The organism is Azohydromonas sp., from assembly GCF_035325925.1.
GTDB lineage: Bacteria > Pseudomonadota > Gammaproteobacteria > Burkholderiales > Burkholderiaceae_C > Calidifontimicrobium.
The window spans coordinates 67,230-94,209 of sequence record NZ_DAOKZA010000006.1 but is presented as its reverse complement, the minus strand read 5'-3'; the positions used below and the strand labels follow the sequence as shown (position 1 = coordinate 94,209).

Below are 26,980 nucleotides of genomic sequence, written 5' to 3'. Positions count from 1 at the left end.
GACCACGAAGATGGCTGAACCGCGCCGCCACAAGATCCCCGAGTCGGTGCTGGTGGTGATCCACACGCCGGCGCGCGAGGTGCTGCTGATCGAGCGCGCCGACAAGCCCGGGTACTGGCAGAGCGTCACCGGCTCGAAGGACAGCCCCGACGAGGCGCTGGTGCAGACCTGCGTGCGCGAGGTCGCCGAGGAGACCGGCATCGCGATCGGCGGCGACGAGGTGCCGCTGGCGGCGCTGCGCGACTGGGGTTTGTCGAACCGCTACGAGATCTACCCCGTGTGGCGCCACCGCTACGCGCCGGGCGTGACGCACAACACCGAGCACGTGTTCGGGCTGACGCTGCCGCAGCGCGTGGCGGTGCGGCTGAACCCGCGCGAGCACCTGCGCTTCGAATGGCTCGGGTGGCGCGAGGCGGCCGACCGCTGCTTCTCGCCGAGCAACGCCGAGGCGATCCTGCAGCTGCCGCGCTTCCTGCCCGACCCGACTCCCCGAGACCCGCGGTGACCGCCCTCAAGCCGCTGCAATCGACGCTGCTGCCGCCGGCTTCCGGCGACAGCCAGGTGCTGCGCGTGGCCACCTACAACATCCACAAGGGCGTGCGCGGCGTGGGCCCGCGCAAGCGCCTGGAGATCCACAACCTCGGGCTGGGCATCGAGGCGCTCGACGCCGACCTGGTGTTCCTGCAGGAGGTGCGGCTGCACCACGCGCGCGACGCGCGCCAGTTCGACCGCACCTGGTTCGGCTGGCCGCAGCAGGGGCAGGCCGAGTTCCTCGCGCCCGAGGGGTACGACGTGGCCTACCGCACCAACGCGGTGACGCGCCACGGCGAGCACGGCAACGCGCTGCTGTCGCGCTGGCCGATCGGCGAGCCCGGCCACCACGACGTGTCCGACCACCCGTTCGAGCAGCGCGGCCTGCTGCACGTGCCGGTGCAGTGGCACGGCGTCACGCTGCACACGGTGGTCGCGCACCTCGGGCTGATCCACGCCAGCCGCGTGCGCCAGGTGCAGCGTCTGGCCGCCTACATCGACGCGCACGTGCCGCGCGGTGCGCCGCTGCTGGTGGCCGGCGACTTCAACGACTGGGGCGAGAAGCTCGACGCGCCGATGGGCGAGGTCGGGCTGTCGCGCGCGCTGGCGGCGCACCTGCCGGCGACGCACCGGCTGACCTTCCCGTCGCGCGTGCCGGTGTTCGCGCTCGACCGCGTGTACATGCGCGGGCTGGCCTGCCGCTCGACTTTCGTGCCGCGCGGCGGCGCCTGGGCGCGCATGTCGGACCACCTGCCGCTGGTGGTCGAGCTCGAGATGCGATGAACACCGCCGGCAGCGCCACCTGCCTGCACGCGCCGTCGCGGGGCCCGGGCGGTCCGCGCGGCGTTCGCGTCGGCGCGGGCGGACCCTCGCGCGCACGCTCGCCCGGCGCGACGGGCGGCGCACGCCGCCTGGATCGCTGACGTGGACGTGCGCACCGGCGAAGCGCCGCCCGCGCCCTCGGGCCGGCCGGCACCGGCACTGCACCACGACCTGCGCTGGTACGAGCACCCGCGCGCGCTGTTCAGCGGCGGCAACCGGGTGCGCCTGCTGCGCGGCGGCGACCAGATGTTCCCGGCGATGTGCGAGGCCATCGCCCGCGCGCAGGCCGAGGTGTGGTTCGCGACCTACATCTTCCACCACGACGCGGCGGCCAAGGCGGTGGCCGACGCGCTTGCCGGCGCCGCGCGGCGCGGCGTCGACGTGCACGTCGTCGTCGACGGCTTCGGCAGCCTCGAGGCGCTGGACACGCTGCGGCGCTGGTGGGCCGGCAGCGGCGTGCGGCTGGCGGTGTTCCGCCCGCTCGAGAGCTGGCGCGCGCTGCTGCAGCCCGAACACCTGCGGCGCCTGCACCAGAAGCTGTGCGTCGTCGATGGCGAGGTCGGCTACGTCGGCGGCATCAACGTCATCGACGACCGCCACGACCTGCGCCACGGCCCCACCGACGAGCCACGGCTGGACTACGCGGTCGAGGTCGCCGGCCCGGTGGTCGCGCCGGTGCTGCAGACGGCGCAGGCGGTGTGGCATCGCGCGTCGTTCGGTCACGAGTGGTCGGACCAGATGCTGGCCGTCGCACGTAGCGGCGCGCCGCTGGCGCGCGTGCGTTCGATGCTGCGCGAGGTGCGCATCGTTGCCGGCGACAGCGTGCTCGCCGACAGCCCCGACGCGCCGATGCTCGCCGCCTTCGTGGTGCGCGACAACCTGCGCCAGCGCCGCGCGATCGAGCGCAGCTACATCGACGCGTTCCGCCGCGCGCGCACGCGCATCGACCTGGTCAGCCCGTACTTCTACCCCGGGCGCGTGTTCCGCCGCACGCTGCGCGACGCGGTGCGCCGCGGCGTGCGCGTGCGCCTGCTGCTGCAGGGCAAGGTCGACTACCGCATCGCCGGCATGGCCGCGCGCTCGCTGTACACCGAACTGCTGTCGCGCGGCGTGCACATCCACGAGTACCAGGCGGCGTTCCTGCACGCCAAGGTGGCGCTGGTCGACGACGACTGGGCCACCGTCGGCAGCTCGAACATCGACCCGATGTCGCTGCTGCTCAACCTCGAGGCCAACGTGATCGTGCGCGACCAGGGTTTCACGCGCGAGCTGGCCGGCGAGATCGAGCGCGCGGTGGCCGCGTCGCGCGAGGTCACGCACCCCGCGTTGCCGCGCGGCTGGTGGGCGGTGCTGCAGCGCGGCTTCGTCGCCTGGGTCGCGCGCACCTACCTGCGCGTGGCCGGGATCGGCGGGCGGTACTGACGCTGCGCGCGCCGGGCGCGCGCGTCAGCGGGCCCGTCGGGCCAGCGGGTCGTCGCCGTAGCGGTTCGGCCCCCGGGTGCCGCGCATCAACCCGTTCTCGATCAGCAGCCACAGTCCGCCGATCACCGGGATCAGGCCAACCAGCACCCACCACGCCGACTTGTCGCGGTCGTGCCAGCGCTTGATCGAGATCGCCAGCGACGGCCACAGCAGCACCAGCGTGACGACGGCGGCGGCCGGGTCGGGCGCCATGCCGGCGATGCGCAGCAGCGCGGTCAGCAGCACGCCGATGCCCAGTATCGCACCGACGCCGTACAGCCACCAGGTGCGCCGCGCGATGCGTCCGCGCGGGCTGAAGAAGATCTGCTCCGGCTCCAGCGGCGGGGGCGGTCGGTGGGGGTCGGTGGCGGACACGGTGCGATGCGGGCGGTGGCGAGACACGGCGAGCATAAGCGCGCCGACGCGCCCCGCCCGTACCATCAAGCGGTGCACGCGACCTCGACGGCTCCCGAGGCGCCTCGCGGCGACGACCTGGTGGTCGTTCGCCCGCAGGGCCTGTACTGCCCGGCGGGCGACTTCCACATCGACCCCTGGCGCCCGGTCGAGCGCGCGGTGATCACGCACGCCCACGCCGACCACGCACGCCGCGGTCACGCGCACTACCTGGCCTCGGCCGCCGGCGCCGGCGTGCTGCGCGCGCGGCTCGGCGAGGGCATCGCGCTGCAGACGCTGGCCTGGGGCGAGGTGGTCGAGCACCGCGGCGTGCGCCTGAGCCTGCACCCGGCGGGCCACGTGCTCGGCGCGGCGCAGGTGCGTCTCGAGCACCGCGGGCGCGTGTGGGTGGTCTCGGGCGACTACTTCCTCAGCGCCCACGACGAGGCGAACCCGACCTGCGACGCGTTCGAGCCGCAGCGCTGCGACGTGTTCGTCACCGAGTGCACGTTCGGGCTGCCGCTGTACCGCTGGCGACCGCAGGCCGAAGTGTTCGCCGACATCGACGCCTGGTGGGCCGCCAACGCCGCGGCCGGCCGCGCGAGCCTGCTGCTGGCCTACAGCTTCGGCAAGGCGCAGCGGCTGCTGGCCGGCGTCGACGCCGGCATCGGCCCGATCGTCGTGCACGGCGCGCTCGACGCGGTGAACGCGGCGTACCGCGCGCACGGCGTGGCGCTGCCGCCGACGCACGCGGTGCAGGTGCTGCCAGCGGCCGACCTGCGCCGCGCGCTGGTGGTCGCGCCGCCGTCGGTGCGCGGCAGCGCCTGGCTGCAGCGCCTCGGCGAGTTCAGCGACGCGTTCGCCAGCGGGTGGATGCACCTGCGCGGCGCGCGCCGGCGCCAGGCGCTGGACCGCGGCTTCGCCCTGTCGGACCACGCCGACTGGCCCGGACTGCAGCGCGCGATCGCCGCCACCGGGGCGCCGCGCGTGATCGTCACGCACGGCCACGAGGCGGCGATGGTGCGCTGGCTGCGCGAGCAGGGCCTGCAGGCCGGCGCGTTCGCCACCGAGTACGGCGACGAGGCGCTCGGCGACGCGGCACCGGCGTGAACGCGCGGCGCCCCGTGCGCGCCCGTGCGCTTCAGGGGGCGACGCGCAGCACCTCGCCGAGGCCGGCGGTGATGCCGTGGTTGGTCACGTACACCGTGCCGTCGCGGTCGACCGCGACCGACGTCGGTCGGTCGAGCCCAACGAGCACCGTCGTGCGGGCGCAGTCGGGCGCGACGCGCGTCAGCTGCCCCGAGTTGGGTGCAAAGAACATCCCGCCGGTGGCGTGTTCGACGACGTACAGGTCGCCACCCGGCGCGAACGCCAGGTCGGTGATCGCCTTGAACCCGGTGCAGTGCACCGCGGGCGCCTGCCCCGGCACGACGCGGTAGACGCCGGCGACGCCCTGCACGAACGGGAACCCGGTGAGCAGGCCGACGTACAGCGCGCCGTCGGGGCCGCGCGCGACGCTGGTGGGCACGGGTTCGATCATCGGCGGGCCGACCGGGGTCGGGTTGGGCAGCGCGGGAAACACCGCCAGCGTCTCGACCGCGCCGTCGGCGGCGACGCGCAGCAGCGCGTTCGCGCCGGCGTCGACGACCAGCCGGCCCCCCGGCTCGGCCAGCACGCCGTAGGGGTTCGAGTCGACCGCGCCGCCGCCCGGGTTCGCGGCCGCCTCGTGGGCCAGCACGTCGGCCACCACGCGCCACCGGCCACTGGCGGCCAGGTGCAGCAGCGTGCCACTGTAGGTGCCCCCCAGCGCCTGCTGGAACGCCGCGTCGCCGCCGAGCCCCATCGTGACGTAGGCGCCGCCGATGCCCAGGAACGAGACGTCGGTCGGGCCGCTGGCCGCCGAGCCGTCGGGCAGCGCGTGCGACTCGAATCCCTCGGCCACGCGCGACTGCTGGCCGCGCCACAGCCGCGAAACGGCGCCGCTGCGGCCGAAGCAGCGCAGCTCGCCGGGGCCGCCGACGACGCAGTTGCCGTCGCCGCCGCGGCCGGCTTCGGCCACGTGCAGCGCGCCGTTCGGCGCGAACGCCATGCCGCGCGGGTTGTCGAGCCCGCTCATCACCACCGTGTACGGCGACTGCGCGAGGGCGCCGCCGGCCAGGGCCAGCGCGGCGATGCAGGTCGCCGCGAACGAGACCACCGGGGAACGTTGCATGTTGCCTCCTGTGCGTGTGGCCGCGCCTGCCGAGCGCGGTGCCGCATTGGTGCCTGCGCCTCCAGGTCGGTCAATCCCCACGATGCGAAGGCTTGTGCCTTGGGGCGAACGGGCGAAGATCCGCGGCGTCGATACCGGCGAGGGGTCGCATCCTCGCCCGCGGCGACCCAGCCCAACGCGATGCGCAAGCGAGCCTGTCCGCTGTCCAAGGTCTACGGCCTGCTCGAACCGGGCCCGGTGCTGCTGCTGGCCACGATGCACCGCGGCCGCGCCAACGTGATGACGCTGTCGTGGCACACGATGCTCGAGTTCGAGCCGCCGCTGGTGGCCTGCGTGGTCAGCGACCGCGACCACAGCTTCGCGGCGCTGCGCCGCACGCGCGAGTGCACGCTGAACGTCCCCGCCGTCGACCTCGCGGCGGCCGTGGTCGGCTGCGGGAACACCAGCGGCGCGCGCGTCGACAAGTTCGCCCGGTTCGGCCTGACGCCCGTGCCGGCGTCGCAGGTCGCGGCGCCGCTGGTCGGCGAGTGCTGGGCGAACCTGGAGTGCCGCGTCGCCGACACCCGGGCGGTCAACCGCTACGGGCTGTTCGTGCTCGAGGTCGTGCAGGCCTGGATCGACCCGCGCGCCAGCGACCCGCGCACGCTGCACCACCGCGGCCGGGGGCGCTTCATGGTCGCCGGCGAGACGATCGCGCTGCCGTCGAAGATGCGTTGAGCGCGCCGGCCTCGACGCGCCGGCCTCAGCGCGGTGCGGCGAGCGCGCAGCGCGCGACCTGCTCGAGCGCCGCCGCGGGCGTGTCGACGTGCACGACGCCGTCGACGCGCGCCGCGCCCTCGAGCCCGACCACCAGCTTGCCGAACTGGCGGCCGAAGGCGACCTCGCTGAGCGTGCCGAAGTTGTCGCCGATCGCCACCAGGCACAGCGCGGCGCGCGCGATGACCGCGTTGCGCGCCTCGCCGATGCCGGTGGCAAGCACCACGGTGGCGTAGGCGTTGGCCTCGGCCGGGTCGGCGTCGGGCAGCACGCCGATGGCGACGCCGCCGACTTCGGCGGCGCCGCGGCAGGCGCCTTCCATCACGCCGGCGCGGCCGCCGCACACCAGCGCCAGGCCCATGCACGCGATGCCGTGGCCGACCGCGTGCGCCGCGGCCACCTGCGCCGGCGTCGCCGCGCGCGGGCCGATCACGCCCACCGGCACGCGCAGCGGGCGCTGTCGCTGGCGGCGCGCGACCTCGTCGACCAGCGCCTGCACGGCAGGCGGCAGCGGCGGCGTCACAGGTGCCTCTCGTGCCGCGCGCCGAACCAGGCGCCGACGGTCATGATCGTCGAACACGCCGCGGTGATCAGCAGCGCCAGCGCCGCCGCCGCGGGGAAGTCGGAGCCGGTCTCCGAGATCAGGCTGTACAGCTGCAGCGGCAGGATCTCGAGCCGCGTGCCCACCAGCGCCAGCGCGGTGCCGTAGGCGCCGAACACCACCGCGGCGATCAGGCAGCCGCTGGCGACGACCGGTGCCGCGAGTTGCGGCAGCATCACCTGGCGGAACGCCTGTGCCGGCGTCGCGCCCAGCGACTGCGCCACCTCGAGCTGCGCGCGGTCGAAGTTGACGAACACCGGCAGCACGCCCATCACCACACGCGGGATCAGGTAGTACGACGACGCGAACGCCAGGCCGGTGGGCGTGAACAGCGCCTTGCCGAGCACCGCGGCGTCGGCGCCGGCCAGCGCCAGCAGCTGCGTCACCAGGCCGGCGCGGCCGTAGGTCAGGATGAAGCCGTAGGCGACGATCAGCCCGGAGAAGGTCAGCGGCAGCGCGATCACGAACGCCAGCAGCGTGCGCCGGCGCTCGTCCATGCGCGACAGGTGCAGCGCCACCGCGACGCCGACCGCCAGCGACAGCGTCGACGCCACCAGTGTCAGCACCGCGCTGCCCAGCAGCGACGGCCAGAACGTGGGCATCGCGACGACGCGCGCGAACGCGTCGAGCCCCTCGCTCAGCGCGTCGACGACGACGGCCGCCACCGGCAGCGCGAAGAACAGTGCCAGCAGCAGCACCGCCGGCGCCGCGAGCAGCGCGAACGTGGCGCGGTTCATGACTCGTGCGCCGCCGCGTCGGCACCGAACCCGTCGGCCGCCCGACCCGCGTCGCCGCGCCCCGGCCAGGCCGACGCCGCGCATCCGGCTCGGCCGGTGCGCTGGCGTCGCGGCACGGGGTCCGCCAGGGCTCCTGCCCGACCCGTGGGGTAGGCGGCCGCCGTCCGCTTCGGGGGCGGGCTCATCGCACCCCGGTGGCCGTGACGTACCCCTGGTCGATCTCGGCCTTCTTCGCCGCCGCGGCGCGCACGTCGAGCGGGCGCACCTGCGGCGCGGCCGGCATCTTGTCGGCCACGCTGGCCGGCAGCGCGACGCCGGGCACGCTCGGGCGCACGAAGCCCTCGGCGAAGATGCCCTGGCCGAAGTCGCTCATCACGAAGTTCAGCCACAGCTTGCCGGCATTCGGGTTCGGCCCCTTGTCGACCAGGCTGATGCCGTACGGCGCCGCCGCCGACGCCTCCTTCGGGATCACCACGGCGACCGCGTCGCCGAGGCCGTCGGTGTACTTCGCCTTCAGGCCGTCGTTCTCGTACGAGATCCAGATCGGGATCTCGCCCTTGACGAACTGCGCGTACGGCGTGGTGCCGAGAACGCGCAGCACGTTGCCGGCCTGGTGCAGCCGGCCCAGGTAGTCGAGCCCGGGCTTGACGTTGTTCATGTCGCCGCCGTTGCCGAAGTTGGCGGCGAAGGTCAGCACCTGGCCGACGCCGGTCGAGCGCGGGTCGAGGTAGACGACGGTGTTCTTGTACTCGGGCTTGAGCAGGTCGGCCCACGACTGCGGCACGTTCTTCACCAGCTTGGTGTTGACGATGAAGGCGATGGTCAGCGAGTGGATCGTGAACCAGCGCCCCTCGGGGTGGCGGAACACGTCGGGCAGCTTGTCGAAGTTGACCGGCTTGAACGGCGCGACCAGCCCCTTGTCGGCGGCGTCGACCGCCGAGGCGGCGAAGTAGTACGCGGTGTCGGCCTGCGGGCGGTTGCGCGCCTTGTCGAGCGCGACCACGGTGGCCGCCGAGCCGAGGTCGTTGTAGACGATCTCGACCTCGGGGTAGCGGTTCTTGAAGGCGCGGAACTGCGCCGCCCAGTTGGCCCAGGTCGGCCCGGTGTCGAAGCTGACGACCATGCCTTCCTTGCGCGCCGCCTCGTACAGCGCCTTTTCGCCCGGGTACAGCTCGGGCGAGTTGGTCACGTTCTGCTGCGCCCACAACGGTGCGCCCACGGCGGCCAGCGCACCGGCCACCAGCACATGTCTGCGCGTGCTCATCACGATCTCCTTCGCTTCAGGGGTTGGACAGGAACTGAACCGCCGCCACCGGGATGCGCACCCGCGACAGCGCCGCGCGCGAGGTGGTCTCGAGCTTGAGCACCGCCTCGCCGATGGACAGGTCGAGCTGCCGCGTGGCGCCGAAGAAGCGATCCTTCAGCACGCGCACCTCGAACACGTTGGTGTCGTCGCCGGCGCCGTCGGCCAGCGGCTCGAGCCGTTCGGGACGGATCAGCGCCTTCAGCGGCGCGCCGTCGCGCAGCCCGTGCGGCGGTGTGCGCAGCCGCCCGAGCGCGAAGTCGCCGTGCTCGGGGCCGGCGGCGCGGCCTTCGAGCACGTTGGCGCGGCCGACGAAGCCGGCGACGAAGCCGTCGACCGGGCGGTCGTAGATCGCCGCCGGCGTGTCGCACTGCACCAGCCGGCCGTCCTTCAGCACCGCGATGCGGTCGGCCAGCGACAGCGCCTCGTCCTGGTCGTGTGTGATCAGCAGCGCGGCGATGTTCTGCATCTTCTGGATGCGACGCACCTCGTCGCGCATCGCCACGCGCGTGGCGGCGTCGAGCGCCGACAGCGGTTCGTCGAGCAGCAGCGCCTTCGGCTCGAAGGCCAGCGCGCGCGCCAGCGCGACGCGCTGCTGCTGTCCGCCCGACAGCTGCGCCGGCAGCCGCTCGGCCATGCCGGCCAAGCCCACCATCTCGAGCATCTCGTCGGCGCGGCGGCGGCGCTGCGCGACGTCGATGCCGCGCACGCGCAGCGGGTACGCGACGTTCTCCCACACGCGCATGTGCGGGAACAGCGCGTACGACTGGAACACGATGCCGCAGCCACGCGAGGCCACGCTGGTGTGCGTCATGTCCTGCCCGCCCAGCCGCACCACGCCCGACTCGGGGCGGAAGAAGCCGGCGATGAGCTTGAGCAGCGTGGTCTTGCCGCAGCCCGACGGGCCGATGCAAACCACCAGTTCGCCTTGCTGCAGCTGCAGCGTGAGGTCGAAGATGCCGGCCTTGCCACCGGGGTAGCGGTAGGTCACGCGGTCGAGTTCGACGGCCACGGGCATCGGTGGGTCCTCAGCGGGTCCTCAGCGCGAGGCGCGTCGCGCGCTGCGTCGACAGCGCACCGCCCACCGATGCGGCGAGCGCCAGCACCAGCAGGATCACCGTGGCCGCGCAGGCGAAGCCGGTGGCCCCGTAGAACGCCTGCAGCAGCACCACCGGGTAGGTGCGGTTGAGGAAGCCGGCGACCAGGTTCGAGAACTGGAACTCGCCGATCGACAGCGCCGCGACGACGATCAGCCCCGACAGGATCGAGTGCCGCAGCGACGGCAGCACGATGTGGAAGAAGCGCTGCACCCCGCTGCTGCCGAGCGATTCGGCCGCCTCCTCGAGCACGTGCAGCCCCAGGCGCTGCATGTCGGCCACGACGGCCTGCAGGAAGTAAGGCAGGCCGAGCACGATGTGGCCGGCGATCAGCAGCCACACGCTGCCCAGCCACGGCAGCTGGTCCGACGAGAACACGAGGATGAAGCCGAACGCCAGCACCAGCGGCGGCAGCGCCACCGGCAACTGGTACAGCGCGCTCGCGAAGGCGCGGATGCGCGGGCTGCGCGCGCGGAACACCGCGTACGCCAGCGGCAGGCCGATGGCCAGGCAGGCGGCGCAGGTGACGCCGCCGACGAGCAGGCTGGCGGCGAAGGCGCGGCGAAAGCTCGGGTCGTTGGCGACCTCGCGGTACCAGCGGCCGGTGAAGCCGGTGGGCAGCAGCGTGTTGAGCCACAGGTCGCCGAACGAGCCGACGAACAGCAGCGCGATCGGCGTGACGAGGTACGCCAGGTACAGAACGGTCACGACGCGCGGCAGCATCGTCGCGGTCAGCGGTGGAGGCGGCAGCGTGTCGCGATCGGGGCGATGCGCATCGTGCTTCTGTCGGCGTGGTCGGCGTGCGAACCGCGCGACTGTGCCATCGCCGCGTGACGCACCCTTGACGATGGTCAAACCGGTCGGATCGACCACCGGCGCCCCGCCGCGGGGGTCAGTCGCGCGCGCGCACCCGCTGCCCGTCGCGCATCGTGCTGCCGGGATAGAGCAGCACGGTCTCGCCTTCGCGCACGCCGCCGTCGAGCCAGGCGGCATCGGCGTTGCGTTCGCGCAGCGCGACCTCGCGCGAGCGCGCGCGACCCCCCTCGACGACGAACACGCGCCAGCGCGCGCCGTCGCGCACCAGCGCCGCGCTGGGCACCAGCAGCGCGCGGTCCTGCGCCGCGACGACGATGCGCGCGTCGACGCGGAAGCCGTCGCCCAGCGCCGGCGCGCCGCGCGCGGCGTCGGCGTCGAGGTCGACGATCACGTTGACGCGCTGCTCCTCGATGCCCAGCGCCGAGACCTTGGTGAACGCCACCGGCTCGATGCGCGCGACGCGCCCGGGCAGCGTCGGCGCGCCGGCGCCCAGCGACAGCGACACCGCCGCCCCGGGTGCGATGCGCAGCGCGTCGCCCGACAACACGTCGACCACCGCCTCGAGCGCGCCGGTGTCGCCGATCTCGAGCAGCGGCTGGCCCACGGCCACCGGCGCCGCGCTGTCCAGGTGCAGCTTCACGACGCGCCCGGCCACCGGGCTCCGCAGGTCCCAGCGCCCGGCCGCGGGCGCCGCGGTCGGATCGGCGCGGCCGAGCGCGGCGCGTGCCTCGGCGAGCGCGAAGTCGGCGGCGCGCAGCTCGGCGCGGCCGGCGTCGAGCGCGCGCTGCGCCGCCTGCTCCGCGAGCACCGCCTGGTCGCGTGCCGACGCGGCGATGAAGTTGTCGCTGGCCAGCTGGCGTGCGCGGTCGGCCTCGAGCCGCGCCTGCACCAGCGCGGTCTCGAGCCGCGCGACCTGCGCCGCGACGGCGCTGCGCGCCGCGCCGGCGCTGCCCACGCGCTGCTGCAGCACATTGCGCGTGCGCACGTCGATCATCTGCGGCGCCACCGGCACCAGCGTCGCGACGACCTGGCCGGCCTCGACCGCGTCGCCGACCTGGAGCGTCGGGCGCGCCAGCTCGGCGGCGGTCGGCGCGGCGACCAGGTAGCGTTCCTTCAGGCGCAGCCGGCCGTCCTCCTCGATCGCCTGCTCGAAGCGCCCGAGCGCGACGGTGGCGGTCTCGACGCGCAGCGGCCGCGGCTCGAAGGCCCACCAGCCCAGCGCCACCACCGCGGCGACCAGCGCCGCCGCACCGGCCCAGCGCGTGACGCGGGGCCTGCCGTTCTTCTTCATCGTCGCATTCATTCGCGCACCTTCAGCACCGCGACCAGGTCCAGGCGGTCGACGTGGCGGCGCACCAGCAGCGCGCTGGCCACGCCCGCCGCGAGCACCGTCAGCGCCGCCACCGCGTAGGTCGACGGTTCGATCACCACCGGAAAGTCGATGTTGTCCGACGACATCAGCCGCATCAGCAGCGTCGCCAGCGCCCAGCCCAGCGCCGCACCCACCGGCAGCGCCAGCAGCAGCTCGGCGCCGAGTTCGGCGAGCAGCAGCACCGAGACCTCGCCGCGCGTCATGCCCAGCACGCGCAGGCTGGCCAGCTCCCAGGCGCGCTCGCTCAGCGCGATGCGCGCCGCGTTGTAGATGATGCCCACCGCCATCGCGATCGCGAACACGGTGAGGATGCCGCTGAACACGCCCATGTTGCGCGAGGTCGTCTCGTCGAACGCGACCATCGTGCCGGCCTTGTCGAACACCGCGTTGATCGCCGGCGCGGCCTTCACCGCGGCCCAGAACTCGCCCATGCGGCGCGGGTCGACCTGCAGCGCCGCGTCGGCGACGCCGTCGCCGTCACGCGCCAGCCGGTTCATCGCCTCCAGCGCCATGTACAGCTGCTTGCCGAACATCGTGTGCACGACGTCGACCACCTCGACCTCGGCGCGCGTGCGGTTCCACAGCCGGAACTCGACCTCGACGCGGTCGCCGACGCGCGCGTCGAGCGCACGCGCCAGCAGCCCCGACAGCACCACGCCCTGCGCCGGCATCGCCACCGCACCGCGCTGCTCGTCGACGACGCGCATCAGTTGCGCGTCGGGCGCGAAGCCCGACAGCAGCGTGTCCTCGGCGCGGCCGCGCAGCCGCACGCGCACCGGCTCCATGCGGTAGCCCTCGGCGTCGATCACGCCCGGCAGTCGCCGCAGTTCGCGCACCACGGTGGTCGACACCGGCTGGTGGAAGTCGACCAGCACGTCGCCCTGCTGCACCTGGCGGAACTGCACGTCGACGATGTGCGCGATCGCGTCGAGCCAGAACGCGCCCGAGATCTGCAGCGCCACCGCCAGCGCGATGCCGGTGACGGTCAGCGCGGCGCGCAGCGGCCGGCGCTCGAGGTTGCGGATCACCATCAGCGCGGCGGCGCCGACGTGGCGGCCGAAACCCAGGCGCTCGACCAGCGTCGGACGGTACACCGGCGGCGCCGGCGGCTGCATCGCCTGCGCCGGCTTCAGGCGCACCACCGCGCGGATCGCGGTCCAGGCGCCGAGCGCCGCGGCCGCCGCCGAGATCACCGCCGACACGCCCACCAGCCAGGGCGTGGTCACGTAGGCCAGGCGGCCGAAGCGGAACACCTCGTCGTACAGCCCCAGCATCAGGCGGCCGATGACCACGCTCAGCGCGAGCCCGGCGACCACGCCGATGCCGGCGACGACGATCGCCAGCTTCACGTAGTGCCAGCCGATCGCGCCGTCGCCGTAGCCCAGCGCCTTCAGCGCCGCGATCTGGCCGCGCTGCGTCGCCACCTGGCGGCTGAGCACGACGTTGAGGATGAACATCGCCACCGCGAGGAAGATCGCCGGCAGCACCGTGCCCATCACCTTCAGCTGCGCCAGCTCGTCGTCGACGATCTGCGCCGACATCTGCTCGTCGCGCGCCACCGCGCCGATCGCGCCGTAGGGCTCGAGCAGGCGGTCGACCCGTTCGATCACCGCGTCGGCCGTTGCGCCGGCGTCCAGCCGCAGCGCGAGCTGGTTGAACGCGCCGTCCATGTCGAAGGCGTGCGCCATGCGCTCGGCGTCGATCCACCAGATGCCGAAGTACGCGTCGTCGGGCGCGCCGCCGCGCGTGGCGAACACGTACTCGGGCGTGGCCACGGTGCCGACCACGCGCACGCGCTCGAGCTTGCCGTTGAGGATCGCGCGCGCCGTGTCGCCGGGCGACAGGCCGCGCGCCACCGCGAAGCGGTCGCTGACCACCGCCTCGAGCGTGCCGTCGGCCTCGGGCCAGCGCCCGCTCTTGAGCGTCAGCGCGTTCAGCCCCTGGCGACCGGCGTGCACGCGCGCGAGGTCCAGCCCGATGAAGCGCCCGGTCACCGGCGCGTCGACGCCGGCGACGTCGACCTGCGCGTCGAACAGCACCTCGAGCTTGACCTCGGCGACGCCGTCGACCGTCGCCAGCCGCTCGCGCAGCGACAGCGGCGCACGTTTCACGGCGGCGAACACGTCGGCGAGGCGGTTGTCGCGGTAGAAGGCGTCGCGCGACGACTGCAGCGACGCGTGCACCGAGAACATGCCGACGAACCCGGCCACGCCGATCGCGACGACGACGGCGATGGTCAGCACCTGCGCGCGCAGCCGCGCGAGGTCGCGCCACAGCTTGATGTCGATCGCCTTCAACGGGCCCTCACCACGACAGCGTCTCGGCCGCGACCTTGTGCGCGTTGACCCGCTCCTCGACGATGCGCCCGTCGGCCAGCCGCAGCACGCGGTCGGCGATGCCGGCGATCGGCGCGTTGTGCGTGATCACGATCGTCGTCGTGCCGAGCTCGCGGTTGACGCGCTCGATGGCCTGCAGCACGACGATGCCGGTGGCGCAGTCGAGCGCGCCGGTGGGCTCGTCGCACAGCAGCACGTCGGGGCGCTTGGCGATCGCGCGCGCGATCGCCACGCGCTGCTGTTCGCCGCCCGACAGCTGCGAGATGAAGTGGTCGAGCCGCTCGCCCAGGCCGACCAGGCGCAACGCGTCGGCCGGCTCCATCGGGTCGTCGGCGAGGTCGGTGACCAGCGCGACGTTCTCGCGCGCCGTCAGGCTGGGGATCAGGTTGTAGAACTGGAACACGAAGCCCACGTGCTCGCGCCGGTAGCGCGTCAACTCGGCGTCGCCGGCCACCGTCAGGTCGTGGTCGTGCCAGCGCGCGACGCCGCCGCTGGCGTTGTCCAGCCCGCCGAGGATGTTCAGCAGCGTCGACTTGCCGCTGCCCGACGCGCCGAGCAGCACGACGAACTCGCCGCGGCGGATCTCCAGGTCGACGCCGCGCAGCGCGTGCACCGCGGTGTCGCCTTCGCCGTAGACCTTGGTCAGGCCGCGTGCGACGAAGACCGGCTCGGCGTGCGGCGCGGTGCCGGCCATCACAGCATCAGCTGGATCTCGCGCGTGTCGTCGCCGGGCACCGCGGCGCCGACGGTGAAGCCCAGCGTGCGCGCCAGGTCGAGCATGCGCACGTTCTCGACGAGCACGGTGGCCACCAGCCGGCGCGTGCCGTGCGCGCGCAGGTAGGTGATCATCTTGTGCAGCAGCCGCTCGCCCAGCCCCGCGCCCTTCAGGTCGGAGCGCACGATGATGCCGAACTCGGCGTCGACGTTGTCGGGGTCGGCGACCGCGCGCACGATGCCCAGCGTCTGCTCGTTGCCGTCGGCGTCGGGGGCGGTGGCGACGAACGCCATCTCGCGCGCGTAGTCGATCTGCGTCAGCCGCGCGAGCTCGCTGCGCTCGATGTTGCGCCGGCTGTAGAACACGCGCATGCGGATGTCCTCGGGGGCGAGGTGCTGCAGGAACTCCAGGTGCTGCGCCTCGTCCTCGGGGCGGATCGGGCGCAGCGTCAGCGTGCGTCCGTTCCACGCGATCGTCTCGACCAGCTCGGCCGGGTACGGGCGGATCGCGAAACGCGCCGCGCCGCCCGGCGTCTTGGCGCCGACGCGCACGCGCGCGTCCAGCGCGATCACCCCCTGCTCGTCGACCAGCAGCGGATTGATGTCGAGTTCGGCGACCTCGGCGTGGTCGGCCACCAGCTGCGACACCGCGACCAGCGCGCGGTGCAGCGCGTCGCGGTCGGCCGCCGGCGTGTCGCGGAAGCCCTGCAGCATGCGCGCGACGCGCGTGCGGTCGACCAGCGCGCGCGCCAGCGGCACGTTCAGCGGCGGCAGCGCGATCGCGCGGTCGGCGAGCAGCTCGACCGCGGTGCCGCCGGCGCCGAACAGGATCGTCGGGCCGAACACCTCGTCGACGCTGGCGCCGACGATCAGCTCGCGCGCGTGGCCGCGGCGCACCATGGCCTGCACCGTCACGCCGTCGATCGTCGCGTCGGGGCGCAGCCGGCGCACGCGCTCGAGCATCGACGCCAGCGCCGCGCGCAGTTCGTCGGCCGTCGCCAGGTTCAGCGCGACGCCGCCGACGTCGCTCTTGTGCGAGATCTGCGCCGACAGGATCTTCAGCGCCACCGGCCAGCCGATCGCCTCGGCGGCGGCAACGACCGCGTCGGGCTCGCCAGCCACGGCGCGCGTCTCGACCACCGGGATGCGGTACGCCGCGAGCACCGCCTTGGCCTCGGGCTCGGTGAGCATCTCGCGCCCGGCAGCGAGCGCGTCGGCGATCACGGCGCGCGCCGCGGCGACGTCGACCGCGGCGTCGCCGGCCTGCGCCGGCGGCGCCTCGATCAGCTGCGCCTGGTGGTGGCGGTACTGCACCAGCATCTGCCAGGCGCGCACCGCCTCTTCGGGAGTGTCGTAGCTGGGGATGCCGGCGTCGCGGAACAGCCGCCGCGCCTGCACCACCGCGGTGTCGCCGAGCCAGCAGCTGAGCAGCCGCGCCGGGTTGCGCTTGGCCAGCGGCAGCAGCGCGTGCGCGATCTCCGCGGCCGGCACGATCGCGGTGGGCGCGTGGATGAACAGCACCGGTGCGCCGGCGGGGTCGGCGAGCAGCGCCTGCAGCGCTTCGACGTAGCGCTGCGCCGGCGCGTCGCCGATGATGTCCACCGGGTTGCCGCGCGACCAGTTGGCCGGAAGCTTCGCGTCCATGCGCTCGATCGTGGCCGCGTCCAGCGGCGCCAGCCCCAGCCCGAGCTGCGCCGCGGCGTCGGCGGCCATCACGCCGGCGCCGCCGCCGTTGGTCAGGACGAACACGCGCGACAGGTGCTCGTCGGGGTCGGCGCCGAGCACGCGGCCGCGGAAGCGCGCCAGCGTCTCGGCGGCGAGAAACAGCTCGAGCAGCGTGTCCACGCGCAGCATGCCGGCGCGCGAGACGGCGGCGTCGAAAACCAGGTCCGACCCGGCCAGGGCGCCGGTGTGCGAGCGCGCCGCGGCCTGGCCCGCGCTCGAACGCCCGGCCTTCACCAGGATCACCGGCTTGTTGCGCGCCGCGGCGCGCGCCGCCGACATGAACTTGCGCGGCGAGCTGACCGACTCGACGTACATCAGGATCGCGCGCGTCTTCGCGTCGCTGGCCAGGTAGTCGAGCATGTCGCCGAAGTCGACATCGGCGCTGTCGCCGAGCGAGGCGAAATGCGAGAAGCCGATCTGGCGCGCGTGCGCCCAGTCGAGCAGCGCCGTCATCAGCGCGCCCGACTGGCTGACGAAGGCGATGTCGCCGGGCGACGCGCCCAGGTGCGCGAAGCTGGCGTTCAGCCCGATGTGCGGCGACACCAGCCCGATGCAGTTGGGGCCCAGCACGCGCAGCAGGTGCGGGCGCGCGGCGTCGAGCACGGCCTGCTTCTGCTGCGCGTCGAGCCCGGCGGTGATGACCACCGCGGCGCGCGTGCCGCGCGCGCCGAGCTCGCCGATCAGCCCCGGCACCGTGGCCGCCGGCGTGCAGATCACCGCCAGCTCGGGCGCGTGCGCCAGCGCCGCGACGCTGGCGGCCACCGGCACGCCGTCGAGCTCGGTGAGCTTGGGGTTGACCGGGTACAGGGCGCCGCGGAAGCTGCCGTGCAGGTTGCGCCAGACGGTCGCGCCGACGCTGCCCGGGCGTTGCGACGCGCCGATGACGGCCACCGAGGCCGGGTCGAACAGGGAATCGAGGTTGCGAATGCTCATGGCGGGCGATGCAGGATGTGGTCGCGATGGCGAGACCGGCAGTGTCGCCGCAGTGGCGGTCGCGACGATGTCGGTGCGTCGAGATGTTGCAGTGCGGTAACAGGATCGACTTGACTTCAGTCAACCCGTGGTCCGACGCCTCGGCGCCCCCGCGTTCCGCGGTCCGGCTTGACCTGGAGCAAGTGTCACGGGCGCGCCGGGCCTAAGGTTGATGGTGCTGCGCCGGCTCGCGCAGCGCAGGCCGGGCGATGCCGGCGGAGGGTACGACGTGGTCGCTCAGGGTGCGCATTCCGGGGATTTCGACTACCGCAGCCGCAGCGGCGCGCCGCGCGACGACCTGCCGGCGCACCTGGCGCAGCAGACCTTCGCGGTGGTGCTCGCCGGCGGGCGCGGCTCGCGCCTGAAGCAACTCACCGACTTTCGCGCCAAGCCGGCCGTGCCGTTCGCCGGCAAGCTGAAGATCATCGACTTCGCGCTGTCGAACTGCATCAACTCGGGCATCCGCCGCGTCGCGGTGCTCACGCAGTACCGCGCGCAGAGCCTGATCCGCCACATCGAGCGCGGCTGGGGCTTCCTCGAGATCAGCCTGGGCGAGTTCATCGACGTCGTGCCTGCGCAGCAGCAGCAGGGCGAGACCTGGTACCGTGGCACCGCCGACGCGGTGTTCCAGAACCTGGACCTGCTGCGCGAGTCGCGCGCGCGGCTGGTGCTGGTGCTCGCCGGCGACCACGTCTACAAGATGGACTACGCGCTGATGCTCACCGAGCACATGCGCCGCGGCGCGGCGGTCAGCGTGGCCTGCACCGAGGCGCCGCTGGAGTCGGCGAGCGAGTTCGGCGTGATGGCCGTCGACGCCGGACAGCGCGTGGTCGAGTTCGCCGAGAAGCCGGCGCGGCCCGCGCCGATGCCGGGGCGGCCGACGCATGCGCTGGTCAGCATGGGCATCTACCTGTTCGACGCCGAACTGCTGGTGGCCGAACTGCAGCGCGACGCGCTCGACGACACGTCGAGCCACGACTTCGGCCGCGACCTGATCCCGCGCCTGGTCGCGCAGGGCCGCGTGCACGCGCACCGCTTCGCCGACAGCTGCGTGAACATGGTCGGCGACGTGCCGTACTGGCGCGACGTCGGCACGCTCGACGCGTACTACGAGGCGAACATGGACCTCACGCACGTGGTGCCCGAGCTGAACCTGTACGACGACGCGTGGCCGATCCTCAGCCTGCAGAAGCAGCTGCCGCCGGCGAAGTTCGTGTTCGACGACCACGACCGCCGCGGCATGGCGGTCAGTTCGCTGGTGTCCAGCGGCTGCATCGTCAGCGGCGCGACGGTGCGCCGCTCGGTGCTGTTCTCGAAGGTGCGCGTCGGCGACGGCAGCCTCGTCGAGGACTCGCTGGTGCTGCCCGACGTCGTCGTCGGCCGCGGCGTGCGGCTGCGCCGCTGCATCGTCGACAAGCACTGCCGGCTGCCCGACGGCTTCGTCGCCGGCTTCGACGCCGCCGCCGACGCCGCGCGGTTCCACGTCACGCCGCGCGGTGTCACACTGATCAGCCTCGACATGCTCGGCCAGAGCGTGCACGCCCGCAACTGATCCGCCCGACCAGGAGCCCCGCCCTTGATGAAGATCCTGCTGCCCGTCGACGGCACCCCGACCTCGCTCGACGCGGTGCGCCACGCGCTGCGCCTGCGCGACGAAGGCCTGAACGCCAGCTTCGTGCTGGCCAACGTGCAGGCCACGCCGACGCTGTACGAGATCGTCACCGCGCACGACCCCGAGGTCATCGACGAGGTGCGCCGCGGCGCCGGCGCCGACCTGCTCGCCGGCGCCGCCGCGCTGCTCGACGCCGCCGGCGCCGACTACGACACCGAGGTCGCCAGCGGCGAGCCGGCCACCGTGCTCGTCGAGATCGCCGAGCGCCACGGCTGCGACGCGGTGATCATCGGCGCCGAACGTCACGGCGGGCTGCGCAGCGTGCTGATCGGCTCGGTGTCGCAGTCGCTGTTGCACGACAGTCCGGTGCCGGTCACCGTGGTGCATCGCACCGAGGCCGAGGAGGCCGGCGGCGAGGCGCCGGCCGATGACGCCGGCGACGCCGGGGACGGCGACTGAGCCGACCCGTCGCGGCCGGCGACACCATGGGTGCAGCGACCGCCGAACGCAGCGCGCCGGCGTTCGACGCGCTGCGGTCGGCGCGCGCGATGGGCGAGGTGCTGCGCGACGGCACCGCGAGCGCCGCCGAGCTGGCGCAGCGGCAGGCGCAGCGCCTGCGGGCGCTGCTCGACGCGGCGCGGCGCGGCTCGCGCCTGTACGCGCAACTGCACCGCGGCGCCGACGCGCACACGCCGCTGGCGGCGCTGCCGGCGGTCACCAAGCCGGCGCTGATGCAGCGTTTCGACGACTGGGTCACCGACCCCGCGCTGCGCCTGGACACGCTGCGTGCCTTCGTCGCCGACCCCGACCGCGCCGCAGACGCGTGGCTCGGCCGCTACACGGTGTGGGAGAGCTCGGGCTCGAGCGGCGAGCCGGGGCTGTTCGTGGAGGACCCGCAGGCGATGGCGGTGTATGACGCACTCGAGTGGCTGCGTCGCGCCCGCGCGCCCGCCGGCGGCTGGTTCGACCCGCTGCGCCTGGCGCGGCGCCAGGCGCTGGTGGTGGCCACCGGCGGCCACTTCGCGAGCCACGTGTCGCTGCAGCGGCTGCGGCGGCTGAACCCGTGGCTGGGCGCGACGCTGCGCAGTTTCTCGATCCTGCAGCCGCTCGACGCGCTGCTGGCCGAGCTGCAGGCCTGGCAGCCGGCGGTGCTGGCGACCTACCCGACCGCCGCGTCGATGCTCGGCGACGCGGTCGACGCCGGCGCGTTGCGCCTGACCCTCGCCGAGCTCGACACCGGCGGCGAGACGCTCGGCGCCGCGCTGCGCGCGCGGTTGACGCGCCAGTTCGGCTGCGCCGTGCGCGACCACTACGGCGCCTCCGAGTTCCTGTCGATCGGCTGGGAGTGCGCGCACGGGCGCATGCACATGAACACCGACTGGGTGATCCTCGAGCCGGTCGACGCGCGCGGCCGCCCGGTGCCGCCGGGACAGCTGTCGCACACCACGCTGCTGACCAACCTGGCCAACCATGTGCAGCCGCTGATCCGCTACGACCTCGGCGACCGCCTGCGCTGGCACGACGCGCCTTGCCCCTGCGGCAGCGCGCTGCCCGCCGCCGAGGTCGTCGGCCGTTGCGACGACGCGCTGCGCATGCGCGGCGACGACGGCCGGCGCGTCACGCTGCTGCCGCTGGCGCTGACCACGGTGCTCGAGGACAACGCCGGCGTGTTCGACTTCCAGCTGCGTCAGCGCGACGCGCGCACGCTGGTGCTGCGCCTGGGCGGCGACGCCGCGCGCAGCGCTGCGGCGCGCGAGCGCTGCCACCGCGCGCTGCGTGCCTACGCCGCGGCGCTGGGCCTGCGTCGGCTGGCCATCGTCGACGAGACGGGGCACGCACCGGCGCATGGGCGCAGCGGCAAGGTGCAGCGCGTGATCGCCGCGCGCTGACCACCATCGGCCGGCGCGCGGCCGGCCGGCGGCGCACAATCGCGGCCCATCGCAGCCGTCCCCGACGCCGCCCATGACCGACCCCGACGCCGTGCAACGCTGGCTCGACGAGCGCCAGATCACCGAGATCGAGTGCCTGACGCCCGACATGTCGGGCCAGGCGCGCGGCAAGATCGTGCCGCGCCACCGCTACGACCCCGCCGCCGGGCTGCGGCTGCCCGAGGCGGTGCTGACGATGACCGTCACCGGCGACTACCCGGAGAAGGACTACACCTCGGTCGCCGATCCCGACATGCGGCTGCTGCCCGACGCCGCGACGGTGCGCCCGGTGCCCTGGGCCAAGGAGCCGACCGCGCAGATCATTCACGACTGCGTGCGCTTCGACGGCACGCCGGTCGAGCTGTCGCCGCGCAGCGTGCTGCGCAGCGTGCTGCGGTTGTACGAACAGCGCGGCTGGAAGCCCGTGGTCGCGCCGGAGATGGAGTTCTACCTGGTGCAGATCGAGCCCGACGAGGACATCCCGCTGAAGCCGCCGATGGGGCGCACGCAGCGCAGCGAGGCAGGGCGGCAGAGCTTCTCGATCGACTCGGTCAGCGAGTACGGCGACATCTTCGACGTGCTGTACGACTGGTGCGAGGCCGAGGGCATCGCGCTGGACACGCTGATCCACGAGATGGGCACCGCGCAGATGGAGATCAACCTGGACCACGGCGACCCGCTGGCGCTGGCCGACCAGGTGTTCCTGTTCAAGCGCACGGTGCGCGAGGTGGCGATCCGCCACCAGATGTACGCCACCTTCATGGCCAAGCCGATGCAGGGCCAGCCCGGCAGCGCGATGCACCTGCACCAGAGCGTGCTCGACGCGGTGACCGGCGCGAACATCTTCAGCCGCGCCGACGGGGAGCCGTCGGCGGCGTTCTTCCACTTCATCGGCGGGCTGCAGCGGTACCTGCCGGCGGCCACACCGTTCTTCGCGCCGTACGTCAACTCGTACCGGCGGCTGTCGCGCTTCACGTCCGCGCCGATCAACCTGAGCTGGGGCTACGACAACCGCACCTGCGGCTTGCGCGTGCCGCGCTCGGACCCGCAGTCGCGCCGCGTCGAGAACCGCCTGGCCGGCGTCGACACCAACCCGTACCTGGTCACCGCGGCGACGCTGGCCTGCGGCTACCTCGGCATGGTCGGCCAGATCACGCCGAGCGAGCCGCTGTCGGGCAGCGCCTACGAGCAGCCGCACCAGCTGCCGCGCCACCTCGACGACGCGATCGAGCAGATGCGCCGCTGCGAGCCGCTCGCCGAGCTGTTCGGCACACACTTCGTCGAGACCTACGCGGCGATCAAGGACGCCGAGTACCGCGAGTACTTCGACGTCATCAGCCCCTGGGAAAGGCGCTTCCTGCTGCTCAACGTGTGACGTCGGTGCGCAGCGGGGCCGCCGACCGGCGGCCCCGCGTCCGGCCGGTCAACGCGGCCGCGGCAGCCCGATCACCGTGCCCTCGCGCCGCGCGTCGGCGGCGCCGTACTGCTTGCCGGTGCGCTGGTCGATCAGCACCGCCTGCACCGAGCCGATGTCGGTCAGGCCGACCGTGTAGCCGAGCGTCCGCAGCGCGTCGATGCTGGCCGACGGGAACCAGGGGTCGACCGAGATCGCGCTGCCGGCGCCGGTGACCGACAGCCGCGGCGCGTCGATCGCCTGCTGCAGCGTCATCCCGTGGTCGACCAGGTTCATCGTCACGTTGATCACCGAGTTGATGATCGTCGCGCCGCCCGGCGAGCCGTAGGCCAGCACCGGCTTGCCGTCGGGCGCGAACAGCATCGTCGGCGCCATGCTGCTGCGCGGGCGCTTGCCCGGCTGCACGTCGTTGAAGCCGGGCCCGCCGGTGAACGGGTTGACCGAGGTCAGCGGGTTGGTGTTGAAGTCGGTCAGCTCGTTGTTGAGCAGGAAGCCGTGGTTGCGGAAGCTGCCGTCGGGGCGCCTGTAGCCGGCGAACACGCCGATGCCGTAGCCGGACTCGATGGTGTTCGTGTACGAGACGACGTTGCCTGCCTTGTCGACCACCGAGAAGTGCGTGGTGCCGTTCTCGGGCCCGGTCTCGGGGTTGGACACCGCCAGGCGCAGCGGCGCGGCAGCACCGGCCAAGTCGTAGTCGCGCGGGTCGGAGGCCGGCGCCGGACTCGGCAGCAGCCGCACGCCGGGGGTGATCAGCGCGCTGCGCAGCCCGACGTAGGTCGGGTTCAGCAGCCCGCGGGCCGGCACCGGCACGAAGTCGGCGTCGCCCATCCACACCGCGCGGTCGGCGAAGGCCAGCCGCATCGCGTCGGCCATCACGTTCGCGGTCCACGGCGAGGCGAAGCCGAAGCCGGCGCCGGCGTCGCCGATCGGGAAGCGTTCGAGCATCTTCAGCACCTGCAGCACCGTCAGCGCGCCCGACGACGGCGAGGGCATCGACTTGATGCGCCAGCCGCGGTAGGTGCCCTCGACCGGTTCGCGCAGCGCGGCGTCGTAGGCCTCGAGGTCGGCCAGCGTCATGCTGCCGCCCTTGCCGTTCGGCGCCTGCGGCCGGCTCCAGGTCTGGCCCTCGACGACGCCGAGCGCGATGTCGCAGCCCTTGGCCAGGTCGACCTTGTAGAAGCAGTCGGCGCCGTGTTGCGCGATCAGCCGGAAGGTCTCGGCCAGCGGCTTGTTCGTCACCAGCGAGCCGACCTCGCGCGACTGCCCGCCCGGGCAGAAGTACTCCGACGACTCGGGCGAGTTGCGCGCGCGGCTGGCGGGGTTGGCGCAGGCCGTGCTCGAGACGAAGCGCGGCGTCGCGGCGAAACCCTGGTCGGCGAGTTCGATCGCCGGCTGCAGCACCTGCGCGAAGCCCATCGTGCCGTAGTCGCGCAGCGCCGTCTCGGTGCCGCGCACCATGCCCGGCACGCCGACCGCGACGCCCTGCAGCGAGGCGCTGGGCACGCCGACGAACATGTCCGGCGTCGCGCCGGCGGGCGCCTTCTCGCGGCTGTCGATGATCACCGTGCGGCCGCTCTTCGCGAGGTGGATCATCATGAAGCCGCCGCCGCCGATGCCGGCCGACTGCGGCTCGACGACGTTCAGCGCGTAGGCGATCGCAACCGCGGCGTCGATCGCGTTGCCGCCCTGCTCGAGGATCTTCGCGCCGGCCTCGGCGCCATAGGGGTTGGCGACGGACACCACACCCTGGCGGAACGCCTTGCCGGCCCACGACGGCGGCTTGCCCTGGGACTGCGGGGGCAGCACCACCGACGACTCGACGCCGGGCGTCTCGTTGCGCGCCGCGGCGTCGCTCCAGGCCAGTGGCCCGCAGGCGAGCAGCGCAGCCAGCGCGAGGCGCGACAGGGGTGCGCTCGGGTTCGGGTTCGGCAGGGTCATCTTCGGGTCTCCACGGCAGGGGGTTGTCGGGCCGGCGGCGCGGTCGCGGCGACGTCGGCGGGCTGCGATGCTCGCCGCCGGCTTGACCTGGCGCAACCCGAGGGGCCTTCGATGTTGGGGATTGACCGCCCGCCGCGGCGCCGGCAGCCAGCCGCGTGCTGGCGGTCAGTTCGGCGACTTCGCGCCGCGCCCGGTGAACAGGCTCGCCAGCGCACCGAGCGCCGCGGCGCCGGCCATCAGCGCGATGCCGTGGCTCCAGCCGCCGTCGGCGGCCCCGGCGTCGCGAGCGCGGTCGAGCGCCCAGCCCACCAGCGGCTGCAGCACGCCGGTGCCGAGGAAGATGCCGACGTTGACCACCGACGTCGCGATGCCCGAGTACTGCGGCGGGTTGGCCTCCTTGGCCATCGTCCACGACAGCGTGAACCCGGGCACCAGCAGCCCCATCAGCGCGCACCACGCCAGCGTCGCGGCGAACGGCCACGACACGCCGGCCAGCCACGGCAGCCAGGTCAGCGCGTAGGCGAACACCACCACGCGCATCAGCCCGCGGCGGCTGCCCAGGCGGTCGGAGATCACCCCAATGGCCAGCGCGCCGAACGCCACGCCCAGCAGCAGCGCGCTGGTGTGCTGCGCCGCCTCGACGCGGCTCAGCCCGTGCACCTGCTGCAGGTAAGGCACCCCCCACAGCCCGGCAAACGCCAGGTAGCTGCTGCCGACGCCGACGTTGACGACGAACGCCGGCCAGGTCGCCGGGTTGGCGAGCACGCGCGCGAGCGCCTGCGCCCACGGCACGCGCGCGGCGCCGGCCGCCGGCGGCGCAGCACCCACCGGCGTCGGCAGCCCCAGTTCCTGCGGCGTGTCGCGCACGCGCCACCAGGTGGCCAGCGCGAGCAGCGCCGACAGCAGCGCCAGCGCGACGAACACGCTGCGCCACGACGCCCACGTGACGACCCACGCCAGCGGTGCGCCGGCCGCGACGGCGCCGAGGTTGCCGGCGAACATCGTCACGCCGACCAGCGTCGCGAAGCGGCGCGGCTCGAACCAGGTCGCCGACACCTTCAGTACCGCGATGAAGGCCACCGACACGCCCACGCCGACCAGCGTGCGACCGACCGCGGCGATCTCCCACGCCGGCGCCAGCGCGAACAGCAGCGACCCGGCCGCGGCCACCCCCGCGCCGCCGGCGAGGATGCGGCGCGGCCCCAGCGTGTCGGCGAGCACGCCCACCGGGATCTGCAGCAGCGTGTAGACGTAGAAGTAGGTCGCCGCCAGCGTGCCGAGCACCGCCGAGCCGATCGAGAACGAGCGCGTCAGCTCGCCGGCGATCGCCGCCGGCGCGGTGCGGTGCACGAACGACAGCACGTAGCTCGCCAGCGCGAGCGCGAACACCGCCCACGCGGCGCGCCGCGCGCGCACGGTCAGCGGACGTTCCATCGGCCGCGGCGGCGCATGGGCGTCACTGCGCGGTCCAGCCACCGTCGACCGGCAGCGCGACGCCGGTGATGCCCGCGGCCGCTTCGCCGCACAGGAACACCGCGACGTCGCCGATGCGCCCGGGCGGCAGCAGCGTCAGGTTGGGTTGCTTCTCGCGCAGCAGGTCGCGCACCGCGGCGTCGCGGTCGCCGCCGAAGCGTGCCGCGCGCGCCTCGATCTGCGGCACGATGATCGGCGTGTCGGTCCAGCCGGGGCAGATGCAGTTCACGGTGATGCCGTCGGTCGCGGTCTCGAGCGCGACGCCCTTGCTCAGGCCGACGAGCCCGTGCTTGGCCGCCAGGTACGCGGCCTTGTTCACCGACGCCACCAGGCCGTGCACCGACGCGATGTTGACGATGCGGCCCCAGCGGCGCGCGCGCATGCCCGGCACCGCGGCGCGCATCGTGAAGAACGCCGCCGACAGGTTGACGGCGACGATCGCGTGCCAGCGGTCGGTGGGAAAGGCCTCGATCGGGCTGGTGTGCTGGATGCCGGCGTTGTTGACCAGGATGTCGATGGGTCGCAGCGCCGCCTCGGCGCGTTGCACGAGGCCGGCCGCGGCGTCGGCGTCGAGCAGGTCGGCCGCGACGTAGGCGCAGCGCACGCCGTGCGCCGCGGCGAGCCGCGCGGCCACCGCGTCGCCCTGCGACCGAGGCTCGATGCCGTGCAGCACGACGTCGGCGCCGGCAGCCGCCAGACGCTCGGCGACGGCCAGCCCGATGCCCTGGGTCGCGCCGGTGACCAGCGCACAGCGTGCGTTCAGCATG

The 26,980-nt window shown here is 73.8% G+C and carries 23 protein-coding genes; 9 read left to right on the top strand and 14 right to left on the bottom strand.

Annotated features, from left to right (window positions below):
- Positions 1-10: 10 nt before the first annotated feature.
- The 3 genes from nudB (at position 11) to clsB (ending at position 2,775) form a co-directional block, all read left to right on the top strand.
- Positions 11-505, top strand: a complete 495-nt coding sequence (nudB, locus tag PKC53_RS03805) for a dihydroneopterin triphosphate diphosphatase (RefSeq protein WP_324426479.1) — start codon at positions 11-13, stop codon at positions 503-505.
- Positions 502-1,314: an endonuclease/exonuclease/phosphatase family protein gene (locus PKC53_RS03800; RefSeq protein WP_324426478.1), complete on the top strand. Its 813-nt coding sequence runs from the start codon at positions 502-504 to the stop codon at positions 1,312-1,314. The genes nudB and PKC53_RS03800 overlap by 4 nt, the downstream gene beginning before the upstream one ends.
- A gap of 141 nt (positions 1,315-1,455) precedes the next feature.
- The gene (gene clsB, locus PKC53_RS03795; RefSeq protein WP_324426476.1) at positions 1,456-2,775 is read left to right on the top strand and encodes a cardiolipin synthase ClsB; all 1,320 of its coding nucleotides are present in this window, start codon (positions 1,456-1,458) and stop codon (positions 2,773-2,775) included.
- Between the two features lie 24 nt (positions 2,776-2,799).
- Here clsB and PKC53_RS03790 read toward each other — a convergent pair whose 3' ends face one another.
- Positions 2,800-3,189 carry a DUF805 domain-containing protein gene (locus PKC53_RS03790; RefSeq protein WP_324426474.1) on the bottom strand — a complete coding sequence of 130 codons (390 nt, stop codon included), beginning with the start codon at positions 3,187-3,189 and terminating at the stop codon, positions 2,800-2,802.
- 72 nt (positions 3,190-3,261) lie between these two features.
- On the opposite strand from PKC53_RS03790, the gene PKC53_RS03785 reads away from it, so the two are divergent.
- Positions 3,262-4,317, top strand: a complete 1,056-nt coding sequence (locus PKC53_RS03785; RefSeq protein WP_324426472.1) for a ligase-associated DNA damage response exonuclease — start codon at positions 3,262-3,264, stop codon at positions 4,315-4,317.
- A 31-nt stretch (positions 4,318-4,348) separates the two neighbouring features.
- Here PKC53_RS03785 and PKC53_RS03780 read toward each other — a convergent pair whose 3' ends face one another.
- Entirely contained in the window at positions 4,349-5,419 is a 1,071-nt protein-coding gene (locus PKC53_RS03780) for a ScyD/ScyE family protein (protein ID WP_324426469.1), read from the bottom strand.
- Between the two features lie 180 nt (positions 5,420-5,599).
- Between PKC53_RS03780 and PKC53_RS03775 the strand changes: the two genes are divergently transcribed.
- Positions 5,600-6,136 (top strand): flavin reductase family protein, encoded by a 537-nt coding sequence (locus PKC53_RS03775; protein ID WP_324426467.1) that lies wholly within the window; start codon positions 5,600-5,602, stop codon positions 6,134-6,136.
- Positions 6,137-6,161: 25 nt separating this feature from the next.
- Here the strand turns inward: PKC53_RS03775 and PKC53_RS03770 are convergent, their stop codons facing one another.
- The 9 genes from PKC53_RS03770 to PKC53_RS03730 all read right to left on the bottom strand — a co-directional run bounded on the left by PKC53_RS03770 (position 6,162) and on the right by PKC53_RS03730 (position 17,809).
- Positions 6,162-6,698 carry a lysine decarboxylase gene (locus PKC53_RS03770; protein WP_324426465.1) on the bottom strand — a complete coding sequence of 179 codons (537 nt, stop codon included), beginning with the start codon at positions 6,696-6,698 and terminating at the stop codon, positions 6,162-6,164.
- Positions 6,695-7,513, bottom strand: coding sequence for an ABC transporter permease subunit (locus PKC53_RS03765; protein ID WP_324426463.1), 819 nt, complete (start codon positions 7,511-7,513; stop codon positions 6,695-6,697). The genes PKC53_RS03770 and PKC53_RS03765 overlap by 4 nt, the downstream gene beginning before the upstream one ends.
- A gap of 181 nt (positions 7,514-7,694) precedes the next feature.
- Complete coding sequence (locus tag PKC53_RS03760; RefSeq protein WP_324426461.1) at positions 7,695-8,777, bottom strand: extracellular solute-binding protein; 1,083 nt, start codon at positions 8,775-8,777, stop codon at positions 7,695-7,697.
- Positions 8,778-8,793: 16 nt separating this feature from the next.
- The gene (locus tag PKC53_RS03755; RefSeq protein ID WP_324426459.1) at positions 8,794-9,834 is read right to left on the bottom strand and encodes an ABC transporter ATP-binding protein; all 1,041 of its coding nucleotides are present in this window, start codon (positions 9,832-9,834) and stop codon (positions 8,794-8,796) included.
- Between the two features lie 10 nt (positions 9,835-9,844).
- Positions 9,845-10,636, bottom strand: coding sequence for an ABC transporter permease subunit (locus PKC53_RS03750; RefSeq protein ID WP_324426457.1), 792 nt, complete (start codon positions 10,634-10,636; stop codon positions 9,845-9,847).
- Between the two features lie 169 nt (positions 10,637-10,805).
- Positions 10,806-12,032, bottom strand: coding sequence for an HlyD family efflux transporter periplasmic adaptor subunit (locus PKC53_RS03745; RefSeq protein ID WP_324426455.1), 1,227 nt, complete (start codon positions 12,030-12,032; stop codon positions 10,806-10,808).
- Positions 12,029-14,398: an ABC transporter permease gene (locus PKC53_RS03740; protein ID WP_324426453.1), complete on the bottom strand. Its 2,370-nt coding sequence runs from the start codon at positions 14,396-14,398 to the stop codon at positions 12,029-12,031. The genes PKC53_RS03745 and PKC53_RS03740 overlap by 4 nt, the downstream gene beginning before the upstream one ends.
- A gap of 7 nt (positions 14,399-14,405) precedes the next feature.
- Positions 14,406-15,131 carry an ABC transporter ATP-binding protein gene (locus PKC53_RS03735; RefSeq protein WP_324426451.1) on the bottom strand — a complete coding sequence of 242 codons (726 nt, stop codon included), beginning with the start codon at positions 15,129-15,131 and terminating at the stop codon, positions 14,406-14,408.
- Positions 15,131-17,809: a bifunctional acetate--CoA ligase family protein/GNAT family N-acetyltransferase gene (locus PKC53_RS03730; RefSeq protein ID WP_324426449.1), complete on the bottom strand. Its 2,679-nt coding sequence runs from the start codon at positions 17,807-17,809 to the stop codon at positions 15,131-15,133. The genes PKC53_RS03735 and PKC53_RS03730 overlap by 1 nt, the downstream gene beginning before the upstream one ends.
- A gap of 268 nt (positions 17,810-18,077) precedes the next feature.
- On the opposite strand from PKC53_RS03730, the gene glgC reads away from it, so the two are divergent.
- From glgC to PKC53_RS03710, 4 genes are all read left to right on the top strand, one after another.
- Positions 18,078-19,400: a glucose-1-phosphate adenylyltransferase gene (gene glgC, locus PKC53_RS03725; protein WP_324426447.1), complete on the top strand. Its 1,323-nt coding sequence runs from the start codon at positions 18,078-18,080 to the stop codon at positions 19,398-19,400.
- Between the two features lie 27 nt (positions 19,401-19,427).
- A complete protein-coding gene (locus tag PKC53_RS03720; RefSeq protein ID WP_324426510.1) occupies positions 19,428-19,919 on the top strand; it encodes a universal stress protein in 492 nt (163 codons plus the stop codon).
- Between the two features lie 26 nt (positions 19,920-19,945).
- Positions 19,946-21,349, top strand: coding sequence for a phenylacetate--CoA ligase family protein (locus PKC53_RS03715; protein WP_324426445.1), 1,404 nt, complete (start codon positions 19,946-19,948; stop codon positions 21,347-21,349).
- Between the two features lie 73 nt (positions 21,350-21,422).
- Positions 21,423-22,763, top strand: a complete 1,341-nt coding sequence (locus PKC53_RS03710; protein WP_324426443.1) for a glutamine synthetase family protein — start codon at positions 21,423-21,425, stop codon at positions 22,761-22,763.
- A 48-nt stretch (positions 22,764-22,811) separates the two neighbouring features.
- Here PKC53_RS03710 and ggt read toward each other — a convergent pair whose 3' ends face one another.
- The 3 genes from ggt to PKC53_RS03695 form a co-directional block, all read right to left on the bottom strand.
- The gene (gene ggt / locus PKC53_RS03705; RefSeq protein WP_324426440.1) at positions 22,812-24,740 is read right to left on the bottom strand and encodes a gamma-glutamyltransferase; all 1,929 of its coding nucleotides are present in this window, start codon (positions 24,738-24,740) and stop codon (positions 22,812-22,814) included.
- A 165-nt stretch (positions 24,741-24,905) separates the two neighbouring features.
- Positions 24,906-26,174 carry an MFS transporter gene (locus tag PKC53_RS03700; protein WP_324426438.1) on the bottom strand — a complete coding sequence of 423 codons (1,269 nt, stop codon included), beginning with the start codon at positions 26,172-26,174 and terminating at the stop codon, positions 24,906-24,908.
- Positions 26,175-26,196: 22 nt separating this feature from the next.
- Positions 26,197-26,979, bottom strand: coding sequence for a 3-hydroxybutyrate dehydrogenase (locus PKC53_RS03695; RefSeq protein ID WP_324426436.1), 783 nt, complete (start codon positions 26,977-26,979; stop codon positions 26,197-26,199).
- Position 26,980 lies beyond the last annotated feature (1 nt).

Bases quoted from the DNA above. Each gene is read 5' to 3' on its own strand.
- PKC53_RS03765 (WP_324426463.1), bottom strand. From the start codon at position 7,513: ATGAACCGCGCCACGTTCGCGCTGCTCGCGGCGCCGGCGGTGCTGCTG.
- PKC53_RS03755 (WP_324426459.1), bottom strand. From the start codon at position 9,834: ATGCCCGTGGCCGTCGAACTCGACCGCGTGACCTACCGCTACCCCGGT.
- PKC53_RS03760 (WP_324426461.1), bottom strand. From the start codon at position 8,777: ATGAGCACGCGCAGACATGTGCTGGTGGCCGGTGCGCTGGCCGCCGTG.
- PKC53_RS03700 (WP_324426438.1), bottom strand. From the start codon at position 26,174: ATGGAACGTCCGCTGACCGTGCGCGCGCGGCGCGCCGCGTGGGCGGTG.
- PKC53_RS03745 (WP_324426455.1), bottom strand. From the start codon at position 12,032: ATGAATGCGACGATGAAGAAGAACGGCAGGCCCCGCGTCACGCGCTGG.
- PKC53_RS03730 (WP_324426449.1), bottom strand. From the start codon at position 17,809: ATGAGCATTCGCAACCTCGATTCCCTGTTCGACCCGGCCTCGGTGGCC.
- PKC53_RS03695 (WP_324426436.1), bottom strand. From the start codon at position 26,979: ATGCTGAACGCACGCTGTGCGCTGGTCACCGGCGCGACCCAGGGCATC.
- ggt (WP_324426440.1), bottom strand. From the start codon at position 24,740: ATGACCCTGCCGAACCCGAACCCGAGCGCACCCCTGTCGCGCCTCGCG.
- PKC53_RS03775 (WP_324426467.1), top strand. From the start codon at position 5,600: ATGCGCAAGCGAGCCTGTCCGCTGTCCAAGGTCTACGGCCTGCTCGAA.
- PKC53_RS03780 (WP_324426469.1), bottom strand. From the start codon at position 5,419: ATGCAACGTTCCCCGGTGGTCTCGTTCGCGGCGACCTGCATCGCCGCG.
- PKC53_RS03715 (WP_324426445.1), top strand. From the start codon at position 19,946: ATGGGTGCAGCGACCGCCGAACGCAGCGCGCCGGCGTTCGACGCGCTG.
- PKC53_RS03735 (WP_324426451.1), bottom strand. From the start codon at position 15,131: ATGGCCGGCACCGCGCCGCACGCCGAGCCGGTCTTCGTCGCACGCGGC.
- nudB (WP_324426479.1), top strand. From the start codon at position 11: ATGGCTGAACCGCGCCGCCACAAGATCCCCGAGTCGGTGCTGGTGGTG.
- PKC53_RS03720 (WP_324426510.1), top strand. From the start codon at position 19,428: ATGAAGATCCTGCTGCCCGTCGACGGCACCCCGACCTCGCTCGACGCG.
- PKC53_RS03710 (WP_324426443.1), top strand. From the start codon at position 21,423: ATGACCGACCCCGACGCCGTGCAACGCTGGCTCGACGAGCGCCAGATC.
- PKC53_RS03750 (WP_324426457.1), bottom strand. From the start codon at position 10,636: ATGCTGCCGCGCGTCGTGACCGTTCTGTACCTGGCGTACCTCGTCACG.